Below are 18,604 nucleotides of genomic sequence, written 5' to 3' on the forward strand. Positions count from 1 at the left end.
GGTTGCTTCAGGGACGCGGAGCGTCCCGGGCGTCGGCATCGGTGAGGACGTAGGTGAACGTTTCGGTACCGTTGCCACCGCCATGCAGCGCTTTGAAATCCGCATCGCTGGTGTTCAGGGTGTAGGTGTACGTGCCGTTGGCATTCAGCACCAGAGTGCCGTAGGTCCCGACGAACGTACCGGGGGTGATCGGGCCGCTGTTTTCACCGACCGGCACGCGATCCGCGCCTTGTATATCGTTGGTCAGCACGTTGCCATTGAGGGTCAGCTGGGTTTCCGACGCCACGCCGTTATCGTCGTCGATGGCTTTGGGCACATCGTCGGTGATGTTGACGTTCAATTCACCGTTGGCGGTGGTGTTGTTGTCATCGACTACCACCACGGCGAACGGCTCGGAAAGGCTGTTGGTGCCGTTGGCATTCGGGTGCGTTTCGTTATCGGCCAGGGTGTAGCTGTAGCTCACCACGCCGGTAACCGGGTCGAACCCGGTGATGGTCAGCGTACTGCCCAACGGGGTGACGATCGATTGCGGAAAACCGGCTGCCACACCGCCAGTGACGACGGCGATGCCCCCGACGGTCAGGGTTTGCACACCGTCGAGGGCGGTAATGGTGAAGGTGCCGCTCTGGGTCAACGCCGATGCGTTGGGGCTGGTGCCGTCGCCGAGGTTTTTCTCGTAGACGGTCAGTTCGCCGCCCTCGACGTCGAGGCCGTTGATCGTCACCCCGTCGTCGTTGTTGTGGATGTTCAGCACCAGGGTCGCCGAGGTTTTTCTCGTAGACGGTCAGTTCGCCGCCCTCGACGTCGAGGCCGTTGATCGTCACCCCGTCGTCGTTGTTGTGGATGTTCAGCACCAGGTTGGCGGTGCTGCTGTCGCCGTCGGCATCGGTGAGGACGTAGGTGAACGTTTCGGTACCGTTGCCACCGCCATGCAGCGCTTTGAAATCCGCATCGCTGGTGTTCAGGGTGTAGGTGTANTGCTGTTGGTCGCCCTGCTGAAGATGTTCAGCACCAGGTTGGCGGTGCTGCTGTCGCCGTCGGCATCGGTGAGGACGTAGGTGAACGTTTCGGTACCGTTGCCACCGCCATGCAGCGCTTTGAAATCCGCATCGCTGGTGTTCAGGGTGTAGGTGTAAGTGCCATTGGCATTCAGCACCAGGGTGCCGTAGGTCCCGACGAACGTACCGGGGGTGATCGGGCCACTGTTTTCACCGACCGGCACGCGATCCGCGCCTTGTATATCGTTGGTCAGCACATTGCCGTTGAGGGTCAGCTGGGTTTCCGACGCCACGCCGTTATCGTCGTCGATGGCTTTGGGCACATCGTCGGTGATGTTGACGTCCAGCGACCCGGTAGCGGTGTCGCCATTGCTGTCACCGGCGACCACAGTGAAGTGTTCGCTGAGGGTGGTGCCGTCGCCGCTCGTGTGGGTTTCGCTGCCATTGAGGGTGTAGCTGTAGCTCACAACGCCAGTGGCCGGGTTGTATCCGGTGATGGTCAGGGTACTACCCAACGCTGTGGTGATCGACTGCGGGAAACCGCTGGCTACACCGCCACTGATCACGTTGATCCCGCCGATGCTCAGGCTGCTCAAGCCGTCGGGGGCGTTGATGGTGAACGTACCGTTCTGCGTCAGGGCACTTGGGCTGCTGGCCGAGCCGTTGGAAAGGTTGGCTTCCTTGACGGTCAGCTCACCGCCTTCTACCGACAGACCGTCGAGGCTGACCGGGTTGTCCGCCACCGGTGGTACCAGCGGGATGACAACCGGAGGAATCCCTGGGGCAACCGGCGTCAGACTGCCATCGTCGGTATCCGTATCGCCTTCGCGGCGACCTTCCGGAAACTCGGGAATGCCATTGAATCCGGCAGTGGGAAAACCGATGATCGGATCGACTCTCCCACCGACCTCCTCCAGCATCACGAAACTGTGCCCGCCTCCCGCCTCACCACCCGGCGCGCCAGTCGATGGTCCCGCCGCGGTGGCTTCCGCGGTTTGCGTCGGGTCGTCACCCGCGGCAATGGCTTTTTGCAGTTGTTCGACATCGCTCAGTTGCGCCTGGCTCGGCGTCACTGCTTCGGCGGTGTCGACGCGGGGGATGTGATTAGTCAATAACTGCGGCGTCAGTTGCAGGCTGCTTCCCCGTCCAAGGGTCAGTTCCTGGCCATTTTGCAAATGCACCGCTACCGCGCCCTCGGCTCCGGTCGACAGTTGATCACCGGCGAACAAGCGGTCGCCCTCGATCAGGACGCGACGCGTGCCGTCGCTTGTCACCGCGAACACCTGCCCGACGACCTTACTGACGATACCGATGAGCGTAGCCATGTGCATTTCCTCCGCTGCCAACCGCTGTCGGCACTTTTTTATTGCGCGGAGCAATGCTTGATGGACGGTTTACCGAGTGCCTGGCGGATCGTCTACCGGCCAGCGGGTTTACCTGAGTAAGCCGCTGCCCTGGCGACGATCTCGCCGGCGTTGCTCACGGTCACGTTTGGTTGCGCAACAAACCCCTTTGCAATCAAAGGCATCGGGAATACATCGCAAATACGCTGCCCTGCGAGCAATGCGTAACGGAGCTGAATCAACCGAGTGACAAAAAACCGTCACACAATTCCGCTACGCCTCCCTCCCCTCCAGCACTTCTCCGCCCTATGTCGATAAGTGGATCGGAACTTTTCACTTGCCCCGATGAGCGCCCTAAAGCTCATAAATCAAGGGCTTTGGTAATGAACAATGTGCTGGATTTTGCGGAGCGCATAAGTTTTTTTCGGCATAGGGCTTATGAGAAAAACTTCTTAGGTTCTCTCCAGAATGTTCTTAGCTCTTCTGTAAAACCCGTGAAACGGTTTACCTATAAATTTCGTCAAATAATTGGCGACTGATTAAGCACCATCAGGACTTCAGGGAGAAGCACCATGCGCCTTTTAACCCCCCTCTGCAGCGCAGTTCTATTGGCCATGGCCTGCACTTCTCAAGCTCACGCCATGTCGCTGACCGAAGCCATCCAGAGCACCATTGCCACTCACCCGGAATTGGCGTCACGAGTGGATAGCCGTCTGTCGGCTGACGAAGACGTGAAAGTCGCGAAGGGGGGCTTTTATCCGTCGGTGGACTTGAATGCCGCATACGGGCGCGGGTACAGCGATAACACCAACACCCGGGCGCTCGGCAAACACCACACGGAAATCCTCAATTACACCCAGTCGGAACTGCGGTTGCGGCAAATGCTTTTCGACGGGTTCAACACTGCCAACGAAGTCGAACGCACCAAAGGCGTAGTCAACTCCCGCGCCTATTACGCCCAGGGCACCGCCCAGGATCTGGCTTTGCGCACCACCGAGGTCTACCTCGAAGTACTCAAGCGCCGTGAGCTGGTGACGCTGGCCAAGAACAACCTGCAGGCACACTTGCGCGTCAACGATCAGATCGGCCTGCGCACCGAGCGCGGAGTCGGCAGCAACGCCGACGCCGACCAGTCCAGTGCCCGTCGGGCATTGGCGGAGAACAACCTCGACACCGCCGAAGTCGACCTGGCCGACGCCGAATCGAACTTCGCCGCCGTCGTTGGGCGCCTGCCCGATGAACTGGAAGCACCGCCCTCGATTCGCGGCGAAGTGCCTGCATCCCTGACGGAAGCCCAGCAGAGCATGGTAGAAAACAACCCGTACCTGAAATCAGCCCAGGCCGACGTGCAATCGGCCGAGAGCCAGTACGAAGTCGCCAAGTCGCCGTTCTACCCGCGCTTCGACGCTGAAGCGGCGGTGGGCGCCAACAACAACATCGCCGGTGAAGAAGGCCATGACAACGAATGGCGGGTGGGCGTGGTGATGAACTACAACCTGTTCCGCGGCGGCAGCGACAAGGCGCGCCTGCAATCGGACGCGCACAAGATCAATCAGGCGATGGACATCCGCAACAACGCCCTGCGCCAGCTCAACGAGAACATTCATCTGGCCTGGAACGCCATGGTCAACGCCAAGAAGCAAACCCCGACCGCCCGTGAGTATGCCGATACCAGCAAACGCGTGCGCATGGCCTACCAGGACCAGTTCGGCCTCGGCCAGCGCACCCTGCTCGATCTGCTGGACAGTGAAAACGAGCTCTACAACGCCAACCGCCGCTACACCGAAGTGCGCTACACCGAGGAATATTCGATGTACCGGATACTGGCGAACATGGGCCAGTTGTTGAGCAAACAGCGGGTCGTGCTGCCAGCCGATGCCATCGCCCAGACCGAAGTGAAAAGCGAAGCCCGTTTGCCTGATCTCAAATAAACACCCCTGCAGGAGCTGCCTCAGGCTGCGATCTTTTGATTTGAACTGTTCAAGATCGCAGCCTGCGGTAACGCTTGCAGGGGGACGTGCAGAAACCGTTACCCATTGATGTAGCGCAACCGGAGCGATCACATTGACCAGCATGGAACCTGGCAACACAGGCGTTGATCCGCGCCTGAGCTTCGATGACCCGCTTCTGGACGGTCTGCTGATCCTCTGCAAACTCCATGGCGCGACGGTCAGTCGCGCCAGCCTGAGTGCCGGGCTGCCAATGGCACACCAACGCCTGAGCCTGGACCTGCTGCCTCGCGCAGCGGCCCGGGCCGGATTGCAGGCACGCCTGCTACGTCGCGAGCTCAAAGACATTTCTCCACTCAACCTTCCCGTGATGCTCCTGCTCAGCCATGGACGCACCGCTGTCCTGCGCCGTTACGGCGAAGACGGTCGGGTGCTGATCCTGCCCAGTGAAGCCGACGGTGGCGAACAGTGGATCAGCCCGCAAGAGCTGGCCGAACACTACAGCGGCCAGGCCCTGTTCGCACGGCCACGGCATGAACTCGAAGACCTGCGCTCGCCCCTCGTTCCCCGCGTACAGGCGTGGTTCAGAGACACGCTTAAACTGTCGAAATGGCTGTACAGCGATGCAATCCTCGCCAGCTTCCTGATCAACCTGTTGGGTTTGATGGTGCCGCTGTTCGTGATGCAGACCTACGATCGCGTAGTGCCGAACCAGGCCACCTCGACCTTGTGGGTCCTGTCCATCGGCCTGCTGATCGGCACCGGTTTCGAGCTGGTGCTGCGGGTGGTACGCGCGCACTTGCTGGACACCGCCGGCAAGAAGACCGATGTGATTCTTTCGGCGACCCTGTTCGAACGCATCACCGGCATGGCGATGAAAGCGCGGCCTGCGACCATTGGCGGATTCGCCCAAAGCATTCATGACTTCCAGGGTTTGCGGGAATTTCTCACGGCGGTGACCCTGACCAGCCTGATCGACCTGCCCTTTGCGTTGCTGATGCTGGTGGTGATCGGCCTGCTCGGCGGCTGGCTGGTGGTGATTCCGGTGTTGGCGTTTCCGATCACGATCATCTTCGCCATGATCATTCAGGCTCGCCTGCGCGACACCGTGCAAAAAAGCTTGAGCCTCGGCGCCGAACGCCAGGCGCTGCTGATCGAAACCCTCGGCGGCCTGGAAACCCTCAAGGCCTGCAGCGCCGAAAGCGAGCGCCAGCACAAATGGGAAAGCACCCACGGCGCCCTCACTCGCCTGGACAGTCATGCGCGCAACCTCTCGGCGCTGGCCACCAACGGCACGTTGTTCATCCAGCAGTTTTCCGGCATGGCGACCATCGTTGCCGGGGTTTACAGCATCATCGCCGGTAACCTCAGCGTTGGCGCACTGGTGGCGACGTACATGCTCGGCAGTCGCGTGCTGGCGCCGCTGGGACAGATCGCCGGGCTGATCACCCGCTACCAGCAAGCACAGTTGACCATGAAGAGTACCGACGCCCTGATGTCGCTGCCCCAGGAGCGCGATGCCCGGCAGCGGCCGCTTGAACGCACGCAACTGCGAGGTGCACTGGATGTGGTCGGTGTGACCTTCCACTACAACGGCCAGGCCGCCCCGGCGCTGGCCAACATCAGCTTCAGCGTCAAACCCGGTGAACGCATCGGCATCATTGGCCGCAGTGGCTCGGGCAAAAGCACGCTGGGGCGCCTGGTGATGGGATTCTACGAGCCGGAAGAAGGCCAGCTCCTGCTCGATGGCCTGGACTTGCGGCAACTGGACGTCGCCGACCTGCGCCATCAGATCGGCTATGTCGCCCATGACTTGCCGTTGCTGGCCGGCAGCCTGCGCGACAACCTGACACTCGGCGCACGCTACATCAGCGACGCTCGCATGCTTGAAGTCGCCGAGCTCACCGGCGTCACCGACCTGGCCCGGCAACACCCGCAAGGCTTCGACCGGCCCGTCGGCGAGCGCGGGCAATTGCTCTCCGGTGGTCAACGCCAGGCTGTGTTGCTGGCCCGGGCGCTTCTGCTCGACCCGCCGATCATGTTGCTCGATGAGCCGACCAGCGCCATGGACAACAGCAGCGAGGATGTACTGCGGCAAAAACTCCACGGCTGGGTGCAGGGCAAAACCGTGCTGCTGGTCACCCACCGCACCTCGATGCTCAGCCTGGTGGATCGGCTGGTGGTGCTCGACAACGGGCGAATCGTTGCCGACGGACCGAAAGAAGCGGTCATCGATGCATTGCGCAAGGGCCGCGTCGGCTCGGCGGCTGTCTAGATGCGAATACACAACCTGTGGCGAGGGAGCTTGCTCCCGCTGGGTTGCGAAGCAGCCCCCTCGTTGTGTCACCTGGATCGCGCCATCCGTTTTTGCGACGGCTTCGCCGCCGGACGGGAGCAAGCTCCCTCGCCACAGGGTTGTGTTCGGCACTATTTCTCTTAACTGACGGGTATCGCCCATGTCTGCTCAAACGCCAGATTCAGCGCCCCGAGGCTACTTCAACAGCTTCGGCAAAAGCGCCGAAGTCGAGTTCATGCCGGAAACCGCCGGCGCTTCGTTGCAGGACTCGCCGCGCTGGTCGCGGGTGACCGTGTGGCTGGCCGCCGCGTTGCTGATCAGTGCGCTGGTCTGGGCCAAGTTCGCCGTGTTGCAGGAAGTAACCATGGGCGAAGGCAAGGCGATTCCGTCAAGCAAAGTCCAGGTCATCCAGAACCTCGAGGGCGGCATCGTCAGTGAAATCTTCGTGCGTGAAGGGCAAATGGTCAGCAAGGGCGATACCTTGTTGCGCCTCGACGACACGCGCTACCTGTCGAACAAGGGCGAAAGCGAGGCCGATCGCTATGCCCTGACCGCGCAAGTCGAGCGGCTGTCGGCGGAAGCGGAAGGCCGGCCTTTCAAGCTGTCGGAGGAAGTGATTGCCAAGGCGCCGCAAGTGGCCGAGGACGAACGCTCGTTGTACGAACAACGACAACGCCGACTGGCCAGCGAGCAACGCACCCTGACCGAACAACTTCGGCAAAAAACCCAGGAGCTGGCAGAGTTCCGCTCGAAAGCCGGGCAATACAGTTCAAGCCTGGCGCTGGTCAATCAAGAGATGAACATGTCCGAGCCACTGGTGAAAACCGGTGCCGTATCGCCGGTGGAGATTCTGCGGCTCAAGCGCAGCGCCGTGGAAATCCGTGGCTCGCTGAACGCCACGACGCTGGCGATACCTCGTGCTGAGTCCGCGATCGCCGAGATCCGCAGCAAGATCGACGAGTCGGAACAATCCTTCCGTTCGGATGCGGCCAAGGAGCTCAACGAGAAACGCACCGACCTGTCGAAAATCACCGCATCGAGCATCGCCATCGACGACCGCGTGACCCGCACCACAGTGACCTCGCCGGTCAAAGGCATCATCAAGGTTTTGAAGGTCAACACCATCGGCGGCGTGGTCCAGCCAGGCAGCGACATGGTGGAAATCGTGCCACTGGAAGACAACCTGTTGATCGAAGCCAAGGTCCGGCCTCAAGACGTTGCGTTCCTGCATCCTGGCCAGAAAGCCATGGTCAAGTTCACCGCTTACGACTACACGATCTACGGTGGCCTGAGCGCGAAACTGGAGTTGATCGGCGCCGACACCATCACCGATGACAAGGGCAACAGCTTCTATCTGATCCAGGTGCGTACCGATAAAAACCATCTGGGCGGGGACGCCAAGCCGTTGCTGATCATTCCGGGGATGGTGGCGACTGTGGACATCATTACCGGGGAAAAGACAGTGCTGGATTATCTGCTTAAGCCGGTGCTCAAGGCCCGCACCGAGGCGATGCGGGAAAGATAGTCCTGAATCCTTCTTGTGGCGAGGGAGCTTGCTCCCGCTGGGCTGCGAAGCAGCCCCAAGTGGTGTGTCCGGGCTATCGAATTCGCTGGTTTGGGGCGCGCTTCGCACTCCAGCGGGAGCTAGCTCCCTCGCCACAACGGGTCATCCGCCATGATTGCGCTGGTAAACCTCCTCCCCCATCGCCGCAATCTGCCCCTCGATCAACGCCTCGAACGGTTTCAGCAAAGGCGCAAACGAGGCCGGTGCCTCCAGGGTTTCCAGCGCCTGCACAATCGCTTCCACCGTCGACAACGCTCCCGGCCCCGGCGCCTTGCGCAGTCGATAGCGCGACACGCCACCCTCGGCCAGCGTCACTCTGGGCAACGCGGCCAGCAACGGATTGAGATGCAGCATTTTGCGCGCCTTACGCCAGGTACCATCCGGGACCACCAGCAGCAACGGCTCGTCAGACGCGGCATACGTCTGCAGCGGCTGTGCATCCTCACCGGGAAACAACAACCGCGCCCGATACCCTGGCTGATGCAACAGCGCCGGTAAATCCGCAAACACCTCACCGACGATCAACTCGGCATTCTGCAACCCGAGTGCCGCCAGACGTGCGGTGTTCAACGCATGATTCACTTCACTCGGATGCTGTAACAACAGCACCCGGGTGCGGCTGTCGAGACTCGGGATCAGCGGACACAAGCAATGACTTTGCGGGCGCAGACAACGCGGACATTGAATTCTGGACATGCTCTTCAGGCCTGATTGAGTTGTGCTTTGAGCAGATCGCGGAAGGTCTGGATCAACGGCTCGCGGCTGCGTCCCCGGCGCATGATCATCGAGAACGGAGCCTGATAACCGAAGGTCGCCGGCAGCAGCACACGCAAATCACCCTTGTCGGCCCAGGCCTGGGCGTAGTGCTCCGGCAGGTAACCGATGTAGGCGCCGGACAACACCAGAATCAGCTGCGCCTCCATACTTTCCACCGTCGCGGCGCTGTGCTTGAAACCGTGGCGGGCCAGTTCCGCCTGGCTCCAGTAGCCACGACCGACCATGCGCTGCTGGGTAATGACCTGCTCGGGAATGCGCCGCTCGTTGAACAGCGGATGCCGCGAACTGCAATACAGCCAGTGCTGTTCGCGGTACAACGGCATGTACACCAGACCGCTCATGCGCGTGGAGAATGCGCCGATGGCCAGGTCAAGACGGTTGTCCTGCACGCCGAGCTGCAACTCATAAGGGCTCATGACCGAAAGGTGCAAGTGCACCGCCGGGTGTTCCTGACTGTAGGCGCCAATGGCTTCAGCGAACGGCAAGGCCTTGTCGCTGACCGTGGAGTCGATCACCCCCAGGTTGAGCGTACCTCGCAATTCGCCCTTGAGCGCGGCGGCGTATTGCTCGAAACCTTCCAGCTCGCCCAGCAGGCGCAGGGTTTCCTGATGGAACAACTCACCCTTGCTGGTCAGGCTGAACCCGCCACGGCCGCGATGGCAAAGCACCAGGCCCAGCGCCGATTCGAGCTGGCTCATGTAAGTGCTGATAGCCGATGTCGATAGATTGAGCTCCTGCTGGGCGTTGGCGAACCCCTGATGACGCACGACGCTGACGAAGATGCGCAAAAGTTTCAGGTCGGGTAAAGCGTTGGCCATGGGCACTCCTGCTCTTGTGGCGAGGGAGCTTGCTCCCGCTCGGCTGCGCAGCAGTCGTAAACCTGCTCATGTGGTTTGTCTGCCGGACTTGGGTGAATGGTTTGGGGGTGCTTCGCCCCCCAGCGGGAGCAAGCTCCCTCGCCACGGGGTTCTGTAGACCGCCTCAAGTCTATCTCCCTCCCCGCCATTAGTTTAGAAAAATCTGAACTAAGTATTTGCCCGTAGCGATTCTTCCCGACCACTACATTTCGCAGAATCGGCCCACAACGGTGCCCGTACCTTCCGTGAACGGCGCAACCCAATAAATAAAACAACGACGATGAGGCCCTACCCGTGGACAAGATTCTTCACCAACCACTGGGCGGCAACGAAATGCCGCGCTTCGGCGGCATCGCCACCATGCTCCGACTCCCCCATGTACCGACTGCTGCCGGCCTGGACGCGGCCTTCGTTGGCGTGCCGCTGGACATCGGTACTTCGCTGCGCCCCGGTACCCGCTTCGGACCACGTGACATCCGCGCCGAATCGGTGATGATCCGCCCGTACAACATGGCCACCGGTGCTGCACCGTTCGATTCGCTGTCGGTTGCCGATATCGGCGACGTGGCGATCAACACCTTCAACCTGCTGGATGCCGTGCGGATCATCGAAGAGTCCTACGACAACATCCTTGAACACGACGTGATCCCGCTGACCCTCGGCGGCGACCACACCATCACCCTGCCGATCCTGCGTGCCATCCATAAAAAGCACGGCAAAGTCGGCCTGGTGCACATCGACGCCCACGCCGATGTCAACGATCACATGTTCGGCGAGAAAATCGCCCACGGCACCACCTTCCGCCGCGCCGTCGAAGAAGGCCTGATTGACCCGGACCGCGTTGTACAAATCGGTCTGCGCGCCCAGGGCTACACCGCTGACGACTTCAACTGGAGCCGTAACCAGGGCTTCCGTGTGGTCCAGGCCGAAGAGTGCTGGCACAAATCCCTGGCGCCATTGATGGCCGAAGTCCGCGAGAAAGTCGGCGGTGGTCCGGTGTACCTGAGCTTCGACATCGACGGCATCGACCCGGCTTGGGCACCCGGCACCGGTACCCCGGAAATCGGCGGTCTGACGACCATTCAGGCGATCGAGATCGTTCGCGGCTGCCAAGGCCTCGACCTGATCGGTTGCGATCTGGTAGAAGTCTCGCCCGCTTACGACACCACCGGCAACACCTCGCTGCTGGCCGCCAACCTGCTGTACGAAATGCTCTGCGTACTGCCTGGCGTGGTCCATCGCTGAGGATCGGTCATGAACGAACGTGATCAGGTTTTGAACGCGGCGGCCGATCTGGTCGCCGCCTTCGCCCGTAACGATCGAGAAGCCTACTTCGGTGCGTTCAGCGCCGATGCCAGCTTTGTTTTCTACACCCTCGGCCAGCCGCTGCTGTCGCGCGATGCCTACCAGGCGTTGTGGGACAGCTGGCGTGCCGAGGATGGCTTCGAGGTGCTGTCGTGCACGTCGAGCAACGCCTTCGTCAGCCTACAGGGTGACGTGGCGATTTTCATTCATGACGTTGCCACCGAGCTGCGCATGCAAGGGGAGCAACACTTCAGCCAGGAGCGCGAGACGATTGTTTTCAAGAAACAAGCGTCTGGCCAAGAACAACAAGGCCTATGGCTGGCCTGTCACGAACATTTGTCCGCAATGCCGGAAGGGCTGCCACCCCCTTAGCCAAACAGGTGACGCTCACACACGATGAGCGCGCCTTTATGATCGGAGCAGATCATGAATAACAACAACAAAGAAAAAAGCCTTAGCATCGAAACAAACGGGGTCGAACAGATTCCGGACAATGAGCGCACCGCCCGGCCCAGCGACCTGTTTCGCTTGATCTTCGGCGGCGCCAACACCTTTGCCACCGCCGTGCTCGGCAGTTTCCCGGTTCTGTTCGGCCTGTCTTTCCAGGCGGGCGTCTGGGCGATTGTGCTGGGCGTCGTGCTCGGTGCGCTGATCCTGGCGCCGATGGGCCTGTTCGGTCCGATCAACGGCACCAACAACGCGGTGTCTTCCGGTGCACACTTCGGCGTGCACGGGCGGATCGTCGGCTCCTTCCTGTCCCTGTTGACCGCTATCGCGTTCTTCTCGCTCTCTGTCTGGAGTTCGGGGGACGCATTGGTGGGCGGCGCGAAACGCCTGGTCGACCTGCCGGAAACCGACTTGACCCTGGGCCTGGCCTACGGTCTGTTCGCGCTGCTGGTGCTGACGGTGTGCATCTACGGTTTCCGTTTCATGTTGTGGGTCAACCGCATCGCGGTGTGGGCGGCGAGCCTGTTGTTCCTGCTGGGCATCTTCGCGTTCGCCCCGGCGTTCGACAGTCAGTACGCAGGTACCGTGGCCATGGGTCAGGCTGGTTTCTGGGCAGCGTTCATCGGCGCAGCACTGGTTGCCATGAGCAATCCGATTTCCTTCGGTGCGTTCCTCGGCGACTGGTCGCGCTACATCCCGCGTGAAACGCCGAAAGGCCGGATCATGCTCGCGGTGATCGCCGCGCAACTGGCGACGCTGATTCCGTTTCTGTTCGGCCTCGCCACCGCGACGATCGTGGCGATCAAGGCACCGGACTACATTGCGGCCAACAATTATGTCGGCGGGCTGTTGGCGGTTTCGCCCACCTGGTTCTTCCTGCCGGTGTGTTTGATTGCGGTGATCGGCGGCATGTCCACCGGCACCACGTCGCTTTATGGCACCGGGCTGGACATGTCCAGCGTGTTCCCACGGGTGTTGTCGCGGGTCAAGGCCACGCTGCTGATCGGTGTGATGTCGATTGCCTTCATCTTCATCGGTCGCTTCGCGGCGAACCTGGTGCAGAGCGTGTCGACTTTCGCCGTACTGATCATCACCTGCACCACGCCATGGATGGTGATCATGATCATCGGCCTGGTGACGCGTCGCGGTTTCTACTGCCCGGATGACCTGCAAGTGTTCACCCGTGGCGAGAAAGGTGGCCGCTACTGGTTCACCCACGGCTGGAACTGGCGTGGCATGGGCGCCTGGATCCCGAGCGCGGCCGTCGGCCTGTGCTTCGTCAACCTGCCGGGGCAGTTTGTCGGTCCGCTGGGCAACCTGGCCGATGGCATCGACATCAGCCTGCCGGTGACACTGGGCCTGGCCTCGGTGGTGTACCTGATGTTGCTCAAGATGTTCCCGGAAGCGCACGCGGTGTTCGGCCCGAACGATTCACGCAGCAAGAGCACGGACCCGCTCGTTAAACCGGCGATGCGGCAAGTCGCCTGAAAAAACGCACGAACCTGTGGACAACGCATGACCTGTAGGAGCGAGGCTTGCCCGCGAAGAACGATGACGCGGTCAGGCTGACTCACCGCGGCACCCCATTCGCGGGCAAGCCACGCTCCTACAGCAATACATTCCCAGGAATTGATTTTCAGCCTCACATAAAAAAGACAATCGGAGACACGCCATCATGGCTTTGGATTTATTCGTCGTACTCATCTACGCCGCCGCGATGCTGATACTCGGCTACTACGGCATGCGCAAGGCCAAGACCAACGAAGATTTTTTGGTTGCCGGTCGCAATCTCGGCCCTAGCCTGTACATGGGCACCATGGCGGCCACCGTCCTGGGCGGCGCGTCCACCGTGGGCACCGTGCGTCTGGGCTACGTGCATGGCATCTCCGGTTTCTGGCTGTGCGCAGCCCTGGGTTGCGGGATCGTGGCGTTGAACCTGTTCCTCGCCAAGCCGTTGCTGAAACTGAAGATCTACACCGTTACCCAGGTGCTGGAAAAACGCTACAACCCGATGGCCCGCTCGGCGAGCGCGGTGATCATGCTGGCCTATGCACTGATGATCGGCGTGACCTCGATCCTGGCGATCGGCACCGTGCTGCAAGTGCTGTTCGGGTTGCCGTTCTGGATTTCGGTAGTGCTCGGTGGTGGTGTGGTAGTGGTCTACTCGGCCATCGGCGGCATGTGGTCGCTGACCCTGACCGACATCGTCCAGTTCGTGATCAAGACCGTTGGCCTGATGTTCATCCTGTTGCCGATCTGCCTGTACCGCGTCGGTGGTTGGGATGAGTTGGTGTTGAAACTGCCGGCGGCGAGCTTCAGCTTCACCACCATTGGTTGGGACACCATCATCACCTACTTCATGATCTACTTCTTCGGCATCCTGATCGGTCAGGACATCTGGCAGCGGGTGTTCACCGTCAAGACCGCCAAAGTCGCTCAGGTTGCCGGCACCGCTGCCGGTATCTACTGCATCCTCTACGGCCTGGCCTGCGCCTTGATCGGAATGGCTGCACACGTACTGATTCCGGATCTGGACAACGTCAACAACGCCTTCGCCGCCATCGTGAAACTGTCCCTGCCGGACGGTATCCGCGGTCTGGTAATCGCTGCAGCACTCGCGGCCATGATGTCCACCGCCAGCGCCGGCCTGCTCGCCGCTGCCACCACCCTGACCGAAGACCTGCTGCCGAAACTGCGTGGCGGTAAGCAATCGAGCCTGGGCCTGAACCGCCTGGTCACCATGCTCACCGGTATCGTGGTACTCGGGATCGCCCTGGTGGTGAACGACGTGATCAGCGCCCTGACCCTGGCCTACAACTTGTTGGTAGGCGGCATGCTGATCCCATTGATCGGTGCGATTTTCTGGAAACGCGCTACCACCGCCGGCGCCATCGCCAGCATGGGCCTGGGCTTCGTCACTGCGCTGGTGTTCATGGTCAAGGACGGTCTGGATGCCAACACCCCGATCTACTACAGCCTGGCTGTTGGCCTGGTGAGCTTCGTCGTGGTCAGCCTGCTGTCCCGTCGTCCGGTGACACTGGCCAGCGCCGCCTAAGCTGAACACAACGAATTGATGTTTTCTTCGACGGGTGTGGCGTCGGTTGCCTCACCCGTTTTTTTTCACCTGGAGAAAATGTCGTATGAAGAGCCACGTGATTGACGAGTGGTAACGCCAGCATGGCGCAAGCCTGCTGTACTCAATACCAGGAACCCATCCAGCAGGGACGACAATCGATTTGGCGTGTCCCCATGAACAAAGCAGCCGTGCGTGCCGCCGTGCATCAATTCATCAGCCGCTTGCTGGAAGGCCGGGATGATTTCGACGACAACGCCAGTCTGTCGCAGTTGGGATTGGATAAAGCGGATATCGAAGATTTGATCTTCCATCTGGAAGATGAATTCGGTTTGACGGCTTTTACCGCCGAAGAAGACACGATGCTCAAGACCGCCAGAACGGCAAATGACCTGAGTCGGTTTTTAATTGAGATCGGGCGGCATTGACAGCCTGATCACCGCCCTATGCCTTGTACGCGCACCTGTAGCAGCGAAACTGCTCGCAAAAAACTCCAAGCGCCACGTACTTTCAGGCAGCCGACAGCATTGTCAACGTCCACTTCGAGCGTGCTCGCTCCTGCAGGACTACCGGCGGCGCTGCTGGCGTCGACGCTGTTCGTCGTCCGTACGGATGGGCACAGGTTGCAGAGGCGGTTCGATCAGACCGAGTGCGACACCCAGGTCGTGCAGCCAATTTTGGATTTTCTCTTTCATGATGCCCCCTTCAGGGTAGTGCCGAGCGGCCAAAATTCTGTAGCCCCTTCGCACTGATAATAGTCCGAAGTCCTGAGCAATGCTCGCCCAAAGTGGCAATGATCTGTTACTGAATGGATCACAATCGAGCGCCATTAAATCATGCAATCGCCCGGGCCTGGCTTTGCGCCGACGGATAGACCGCTTGCTGTTCCTCGATCCACGCATTCAGGTTGGCCCCCACCATGCCCTTGCGCCACATCAGCCACGTGGTTGCGCTGGCAAAAGGCTCGGGGAGCGGGTGCACCGCTACGCTTTCACGCCCCGGCAGGCTGGCCAGCATCGACTCCGACATCAATGCCACGCCGGAGCCGGCAATCACGCACGCGAGCATCCCCGGGTAGGACTCGATTTCCATCGCCCGGCCCATGGCCGCGTGATCGTGAGAGAACCAGGACTCCAGGCGCATCCGATAAGAGCACCCTTGGCGAAAGGTGAATACCGAACGCCCTTCCACGTCACGCGCGCTACGCACCGGCGGGTGGTCGGCTTCGCTGATCAGCACCAGTCGTTCCTCACACAACAGCACGCCGTCGATCACTGCCAACTCTGGCGGCCCATCCACAAGTGCCGCATCGAGGCGGCCGGTGAGCAAACCTTCCAGCAGCTCACCGCTGGGTCCGGACTGCACTTGCAGGTTCACCGCCGGGTAGCGCCGGTGATAGCGGGCCAGCAACGCCGGCAGATGAATCGCAGCAGTGCTGTACATGGTGCCGAGAACGAAGTCGCCGGCCGGTTGACCGCCCTGCACCGCTGCATGGGCTTCGTCGTGCAAGGCGAACAACCTGGCGGTGTAGTCCAGCAGGACTTTTCCCGCAGGCGACAACTGCAGCCGCTGACGCTCGCGTACGAACAATTCAACGCCGAGTTGTTCTTCGAGTTGCTTGAGCCGTGTCGACAGGTTGGATGGCACCCGGTGCAGGCGTTCGGCGGCACGGGTGATGGAGGCTTCCTCCGCCACCGCCTGGAAGATCCGCAACTGACTGAATTCCACACCTTTCTCCAAAAATGAACAAGTCAGCCACTATTGTTCATCCATGAAGAAAGTCAATCAATCCCGGCCTGACGGTTGCCTGTCTTCTCGCTCAGCTTTGACCCAGCGCCCTGCGCAATCGGCGGCGAACCCACTGCTCAGCGCTGACGAAGGTGATGCCCAACAACACCAGGACCGCGCCAATCACGAAGTTCAGGCTCAGCTCTTCGCCCAAGAGCAACACGCCGAACGTGACACCGAACAGCGGCGTCATGAACGAAAACACCGCCAGGTTTGCCGCCAGATAACGGCGCAGCAGCCAGAACCAGATCAGATAGCTGAAGAACGACACCACCACACCTTGGAACAGCACGCTGGTGACCGCCACGGTGGTCAGGCTGACATGGGTGATTTGACCGCTGAGCAGCGCGATCAACAGCAGGCCGACAAACCCGACTACCAATTGATAGAACAACGTCAGTGTCACGGGCGCCTCAGACAGCCGCGAAGCCCTCACCACTACTGTCGTCGCGCCCCAGGCCGCACCCGCCAGTACGCCCAGCGCGTCACCGAGCAGCATGCGGCGATCGAGGTTATCCCACGAAACCCCACCGGCAAACGCGATGCCGATCCCGATGAATGCCAGAATAATCCCCAGCCATTGCACCGGCCGTAAACGCTCACTGGGCAATAACCAATGCACGCCCAACGCCGTGAAGATCGGCGCGGTATAAAGAAACACCGACATGTGCGCTGCAGTGGTCAGTTGCAGGCCTTCCGAAATGAAGAAAAACTCCAGGCCAAACAAGGCACCGGCCAACAGCCCGCCGCGCCACGTGGAGCCGACCTGGTCCCAACCGCCCTTCCAGCAGATCAACAATCCTACGAGCAATGCAGACATGCCCGACCGCCCTACCGCCTGCATGACCGGCGCGATGTCGGGTGCCGCCCACTTGATCATCACCTGCTGAACACCCCAGACCAGGCACAACCCCAGCATCACCTGCAGGGCAAATCCATCGGCGCTGCGCCGGGTGGCGCTCACCTTGAAACCTCGACATCACAAAACATGGCGGTGGCTCGACAGTTAAAGCAAAGCCCCGGCCTGCTTGTTGGCCAAGCGGTGCCGGGGCGGATTTCAGGCTGTAGGGTGACCTCGCAGGCAACACCCTGAAGTGTTGACTACAAGCAGCAATCAGCTCAGTTCAATACGATCGGCATGAATGACGATCTGGCCGTTCTTGTACAACGCACCAATGGCCTTCTTGAAGTTGCCTTTACTGACACCGAACATGCTGCTGATAACGGTTGGGTCGCTTTTGTCGCTGACTGGCAAAGTGCCGTTGTTCTCACGCAACTTGGCGAGGATCTTCGAGTTCAGGCTGCTCGCCGCTTCCTGGCCAACCGGTTGCAGGCTCAGACTGATCTTGCCATCGGCACGAACTTCCTTGATGAAGCCCTTCTCTTCTTTGCCGGCGCGCATGAACTTGAAGATTTCGTTCTTGTGGATCAGGCCCCAGTGCTTGTTGTTGATGATTGCCTTGAAGCCCATGTCCGTGGCTTCGGCAACCAGCAGATCAACTTCCTGGCCGGGCGTGTAGTTGGCCGGAGTTTTGTCCAGGTAGCGGTCCAGACGCGCCGTCGCGGTGATGCGGCGAGTGTGTTTGTCGAGATAGACGTGCACCACGGCGTATTCACCCGCTGACATCTGACGCTTTTCTTCCGAGTACGGCAGCAACAGATCCTTGGGCAAGCCCCAATCCAGGAACACCCCAATGCTGTTGACTTCAACAACTTTCAAACTGGCGAATTCACCGACTTGAACTTTCGGCTTTTCAGTTGTTGCGATGAGTTTGTCATCGCTGTCCAAATATACAAATACGTTTAGCCAGTCTTCATCTTCGCTTGGAACATCTTTTGGAATATAACGATTCGGCAAAAGAATTTCGCCGTCCGCACCACCGTCCAGATATAAACCGAAGTTAGTGTGTTTAACCACTTGCAAACTGTTGTAACGCCCGACTAAAGCCATGTCCAATACCCTCATTACGTGGCGGCATTCTACCCGGTTTTGCGGGCCGCGTTCGGTGGGCGGTCCGGTGGTGGGAGAAAAACCTCTGAAGGCCGCAATTTTTCTGGGTTCGGCCACGACCACTGGCCGCTCGTCTGATCGATCTGTCCACTTTCATGGCGCCCCAAGCAGCGCATAAAACGCCTTTTTCGAGAGCTGTTTTTATTTAAAACAGCGACTTAGGAAAAAACTCCAACAATTAACCGCCGTTTATTTT

At 60.2% G+C, this 18,604-nt stretch carries 15 protein-coding genes and 2 pseudogenes; 8 read left to right on the top strand and 9 right to left on the bottom strand.

The features are described from left to right. Nucleotides 1-7 precede the first annotated feature (7 nt). From ASD60_RS29785 to ASD60_RS29325, 3 genes and pseudogenes are all read right to left on the bottom strand, one after another. Complete coding sequence (locus ASD60_RS29785) at nt 8-754, bottom strand: VCBS domain-containing protein (RefSeq protein ID WP_442965980.1); 747 nt, start codon at nt 752-754, stop codon at nt 8-10. A gap of 4 nt (nt 755-758) precedes the next feature. Continuing rightward, nucleotides 759-977 (bottom strand): annotated as a pseudogene (locus tag ASD60_RS29790) (VCBS domain-containing protein); the annotation flags it as partial. A 1-nt stretch (nt 978) separates the two neighbouring features. Continuing rightward, a pseudogene (locus tag ASD60_RS29325) lies at nt 979-2,323 on the bottom strand (retention module-containing protein); the annotation flags it as partial. A gap of 590 nt (nt 2,324-2,913) precedes the next feature. Here ASD60_RS29325 and ASD60_RS05815 point away from each other — a divergent pair. The 3 genes from ASD60_RS05815 (at nt 2,914) to ASD60_RS05825 (ending at nt 8,111) form a co-directional block, all read left to right on the top strand. Beyond that, nucleotides 2,914-4,272, top strand: coding sequence for a TolC family outer membrane protein (locus ASD60_RS05815; RefSeq protein WP_056853075.1), 1,359 nt, complete (start codon nt 2,914-2,916; stop codon nt 4,270-4,272). A 133-nt stretch (nt 4,273-4,405) separates the two neighbouring features. After that, a complete protein-coding gene (locus ASD60_RS05820) occupies nt 4,406-6,565 on the top strand; it encodes a type I secretion system permease/ATPase (RefSeq protein WP_056853076.1) in 2,160 nt (719 codons plus the stop codon). 181 nt (nt 6,566-6,746) lie between these two features. Beyond that, entirely contained in the window at nt 6,747-8,111 is a 1,365-nt protein-coding gene (locus ASD60_RS05825) for an HlyD family type I secretion periplasmic adaptor subunit (protein ID WP_056853077.1), read from the top strand. A 141-nt stretch (nt 8,112-8,252) separates the two neighbouring features. Here the strand turns inward: ASD60_RS05825 and ASD60_RS05830 are convergent, their stop codons facing one another. Both ASD60_RS05830 and ASD60_RS05835 read right to left on the bottom strand, forming a co-directional pair. Next, nucleotides 8,253-8,846: a tRNA-uridine aminocarboxypropyltransferase gene (locus tag ASD60_RS05830; protein ID WP_056853078.1), complete on the bottom strand. Its 594-nt coding sequence runs from the start codon at nt 8,844-8,846 to the stop codon at nt 8,253-8,255. Between the two features lie 5 nt (nt 8,847-8,851). Further along, complete coding sequence (locus ASD60_RS05835) at nt 8,852-9,745, bottom strand: LysR family transcriptional regulator (protein WP_056853079.1); 894 nt, start codon at nt 9,743-9,745, stop codon at nt 8,852-8,854. 333 nt (nt 9,746-10,078) lie between these two features. Between ASD60_RS05835 and speB the strand changes: the two genes are divergently transcribed. The 5 genes from speB (at nt 10,079) to ASD60_RS05860 (ending at nt 15,037) form a co-directional block, all read left to right on the top strand. Next, nucleotides 10,079-11,029: an agmatinase gene (speB, locus tag ASD60_RS05840; protein WP_056853080.1), complete on the top strand. Its 951-nt coding sequence runs from the start codon at nt 10,079-10,081 to the stop codon at nt 11,027-11,029. Nucleotides 11,030-11,038: 9 nt separating this feature from the next. Continuing rightward, a complete protein-coding gene (locus ASD60_RS05845; protein WP_056853081.1) occupies nt 11,039-11,461 on the top strand; it encodes a YybH family protein in 423 nt (140 codons plus the stop codon). Between the two features lie 51 nt (nt 11,462-11,512). Next, a complete protein-coding gene (locus ASD60_RS05850) occupies nt 11,513-13,024 on the top strand; it encodes a purine-cytosine permease family protein (protein ID WP_236708412.1) in 1,512 nt (503 codons plus the stop codon). A gap of 187 nt (nt 13,025-13,211) precedes the next feature. Then, nucleotides 13,212-14,591, top strand: coding sequence for a sodium:solute symporter (locus tag ASD60_RS05855; protein WP_056853083.1), 1,380 nt, complete (start codon nt 13,212-13,214; stop codon nt 14,589-14,591). Nucleotides 14,592-14,785: 194 nt separating this feature from the next. Continuing rightward, complete coding sequence (locus tag ASD60_RS05860; protein ID WP_056853084.1) at nt 14,786-15,037, top strand: phosphopantetheine-containing protein; 252 nt, start codon at nt 14,786-14,788, stop codon at nt 15,035-15,037. 138 nt (nt 15,038-15,175) lie between these two features. Here ASD60_RS05860 and ASD60_RS29620 read toward each other — a convergent pair whose 3' ends face one another. The 4 genes from ASD60_RS29620 to ASD60_RS05875 form a co-directional block, all read right to left on the bottom strand. Next, complete coding sequence (locus ASD60_RS29620; protein WP_007914492.1) at nt 15,176-15,304, bottom strand: PA1414 family protein; 129 nt, start codon at nt 15,302-15,304, stop codon at nt 15,176-15,178. Between the two features lie 139 nt (nt 15,305-15,443). Further along, entirely contained in the window at nt 15,444-16,337 is an 894-nt protein-coding gene (gene ptrR, locus ASD60_RS05865) for a putrescine utilization regulator PtrR (RefSeq protein ID WP_056853085.1), read from the bottom strand. 91 nt (nt 16,338-16,428) lie between these two features. Continuing rightward, nucleotides 16,429-17,361 (bottom strand): DMT family transporter, encoded by a 933-nt coding sequence (locus ASD60_RS05870; protein WP_056853086.1) that lies wholly within the window; start codon nt 17,359-17,361, stop codon nt 16,429-16,431. A 150-nt stretch (nt 17,362-17,511) separates the two neighbouring features. Next, nucleotides 17,512-18,348 carry a CvfB family protein gene (locus ASD60_RS05875; RefSeq protein ID WP_056853087.1) on the bottom strand — a complete coding sequence of 279 codons (837 nt, stop codon included), beginning with the start codon at nt 18,346-18,348 and terminating at the stop codon, nt 17,512-17,514. Between the last annotated feature and the right edge of the window lie 256 nt (nt 18,349-18,604).

Source organism: Pseudomonas sp. Root562 (assembly GCF_001427125.1).
Lineage (GTDB): Bacteria > Pseudomonadota > Gammaproteobacteria > Pseudomonadales > Pseudomonadaceae > Aquipseudomonas.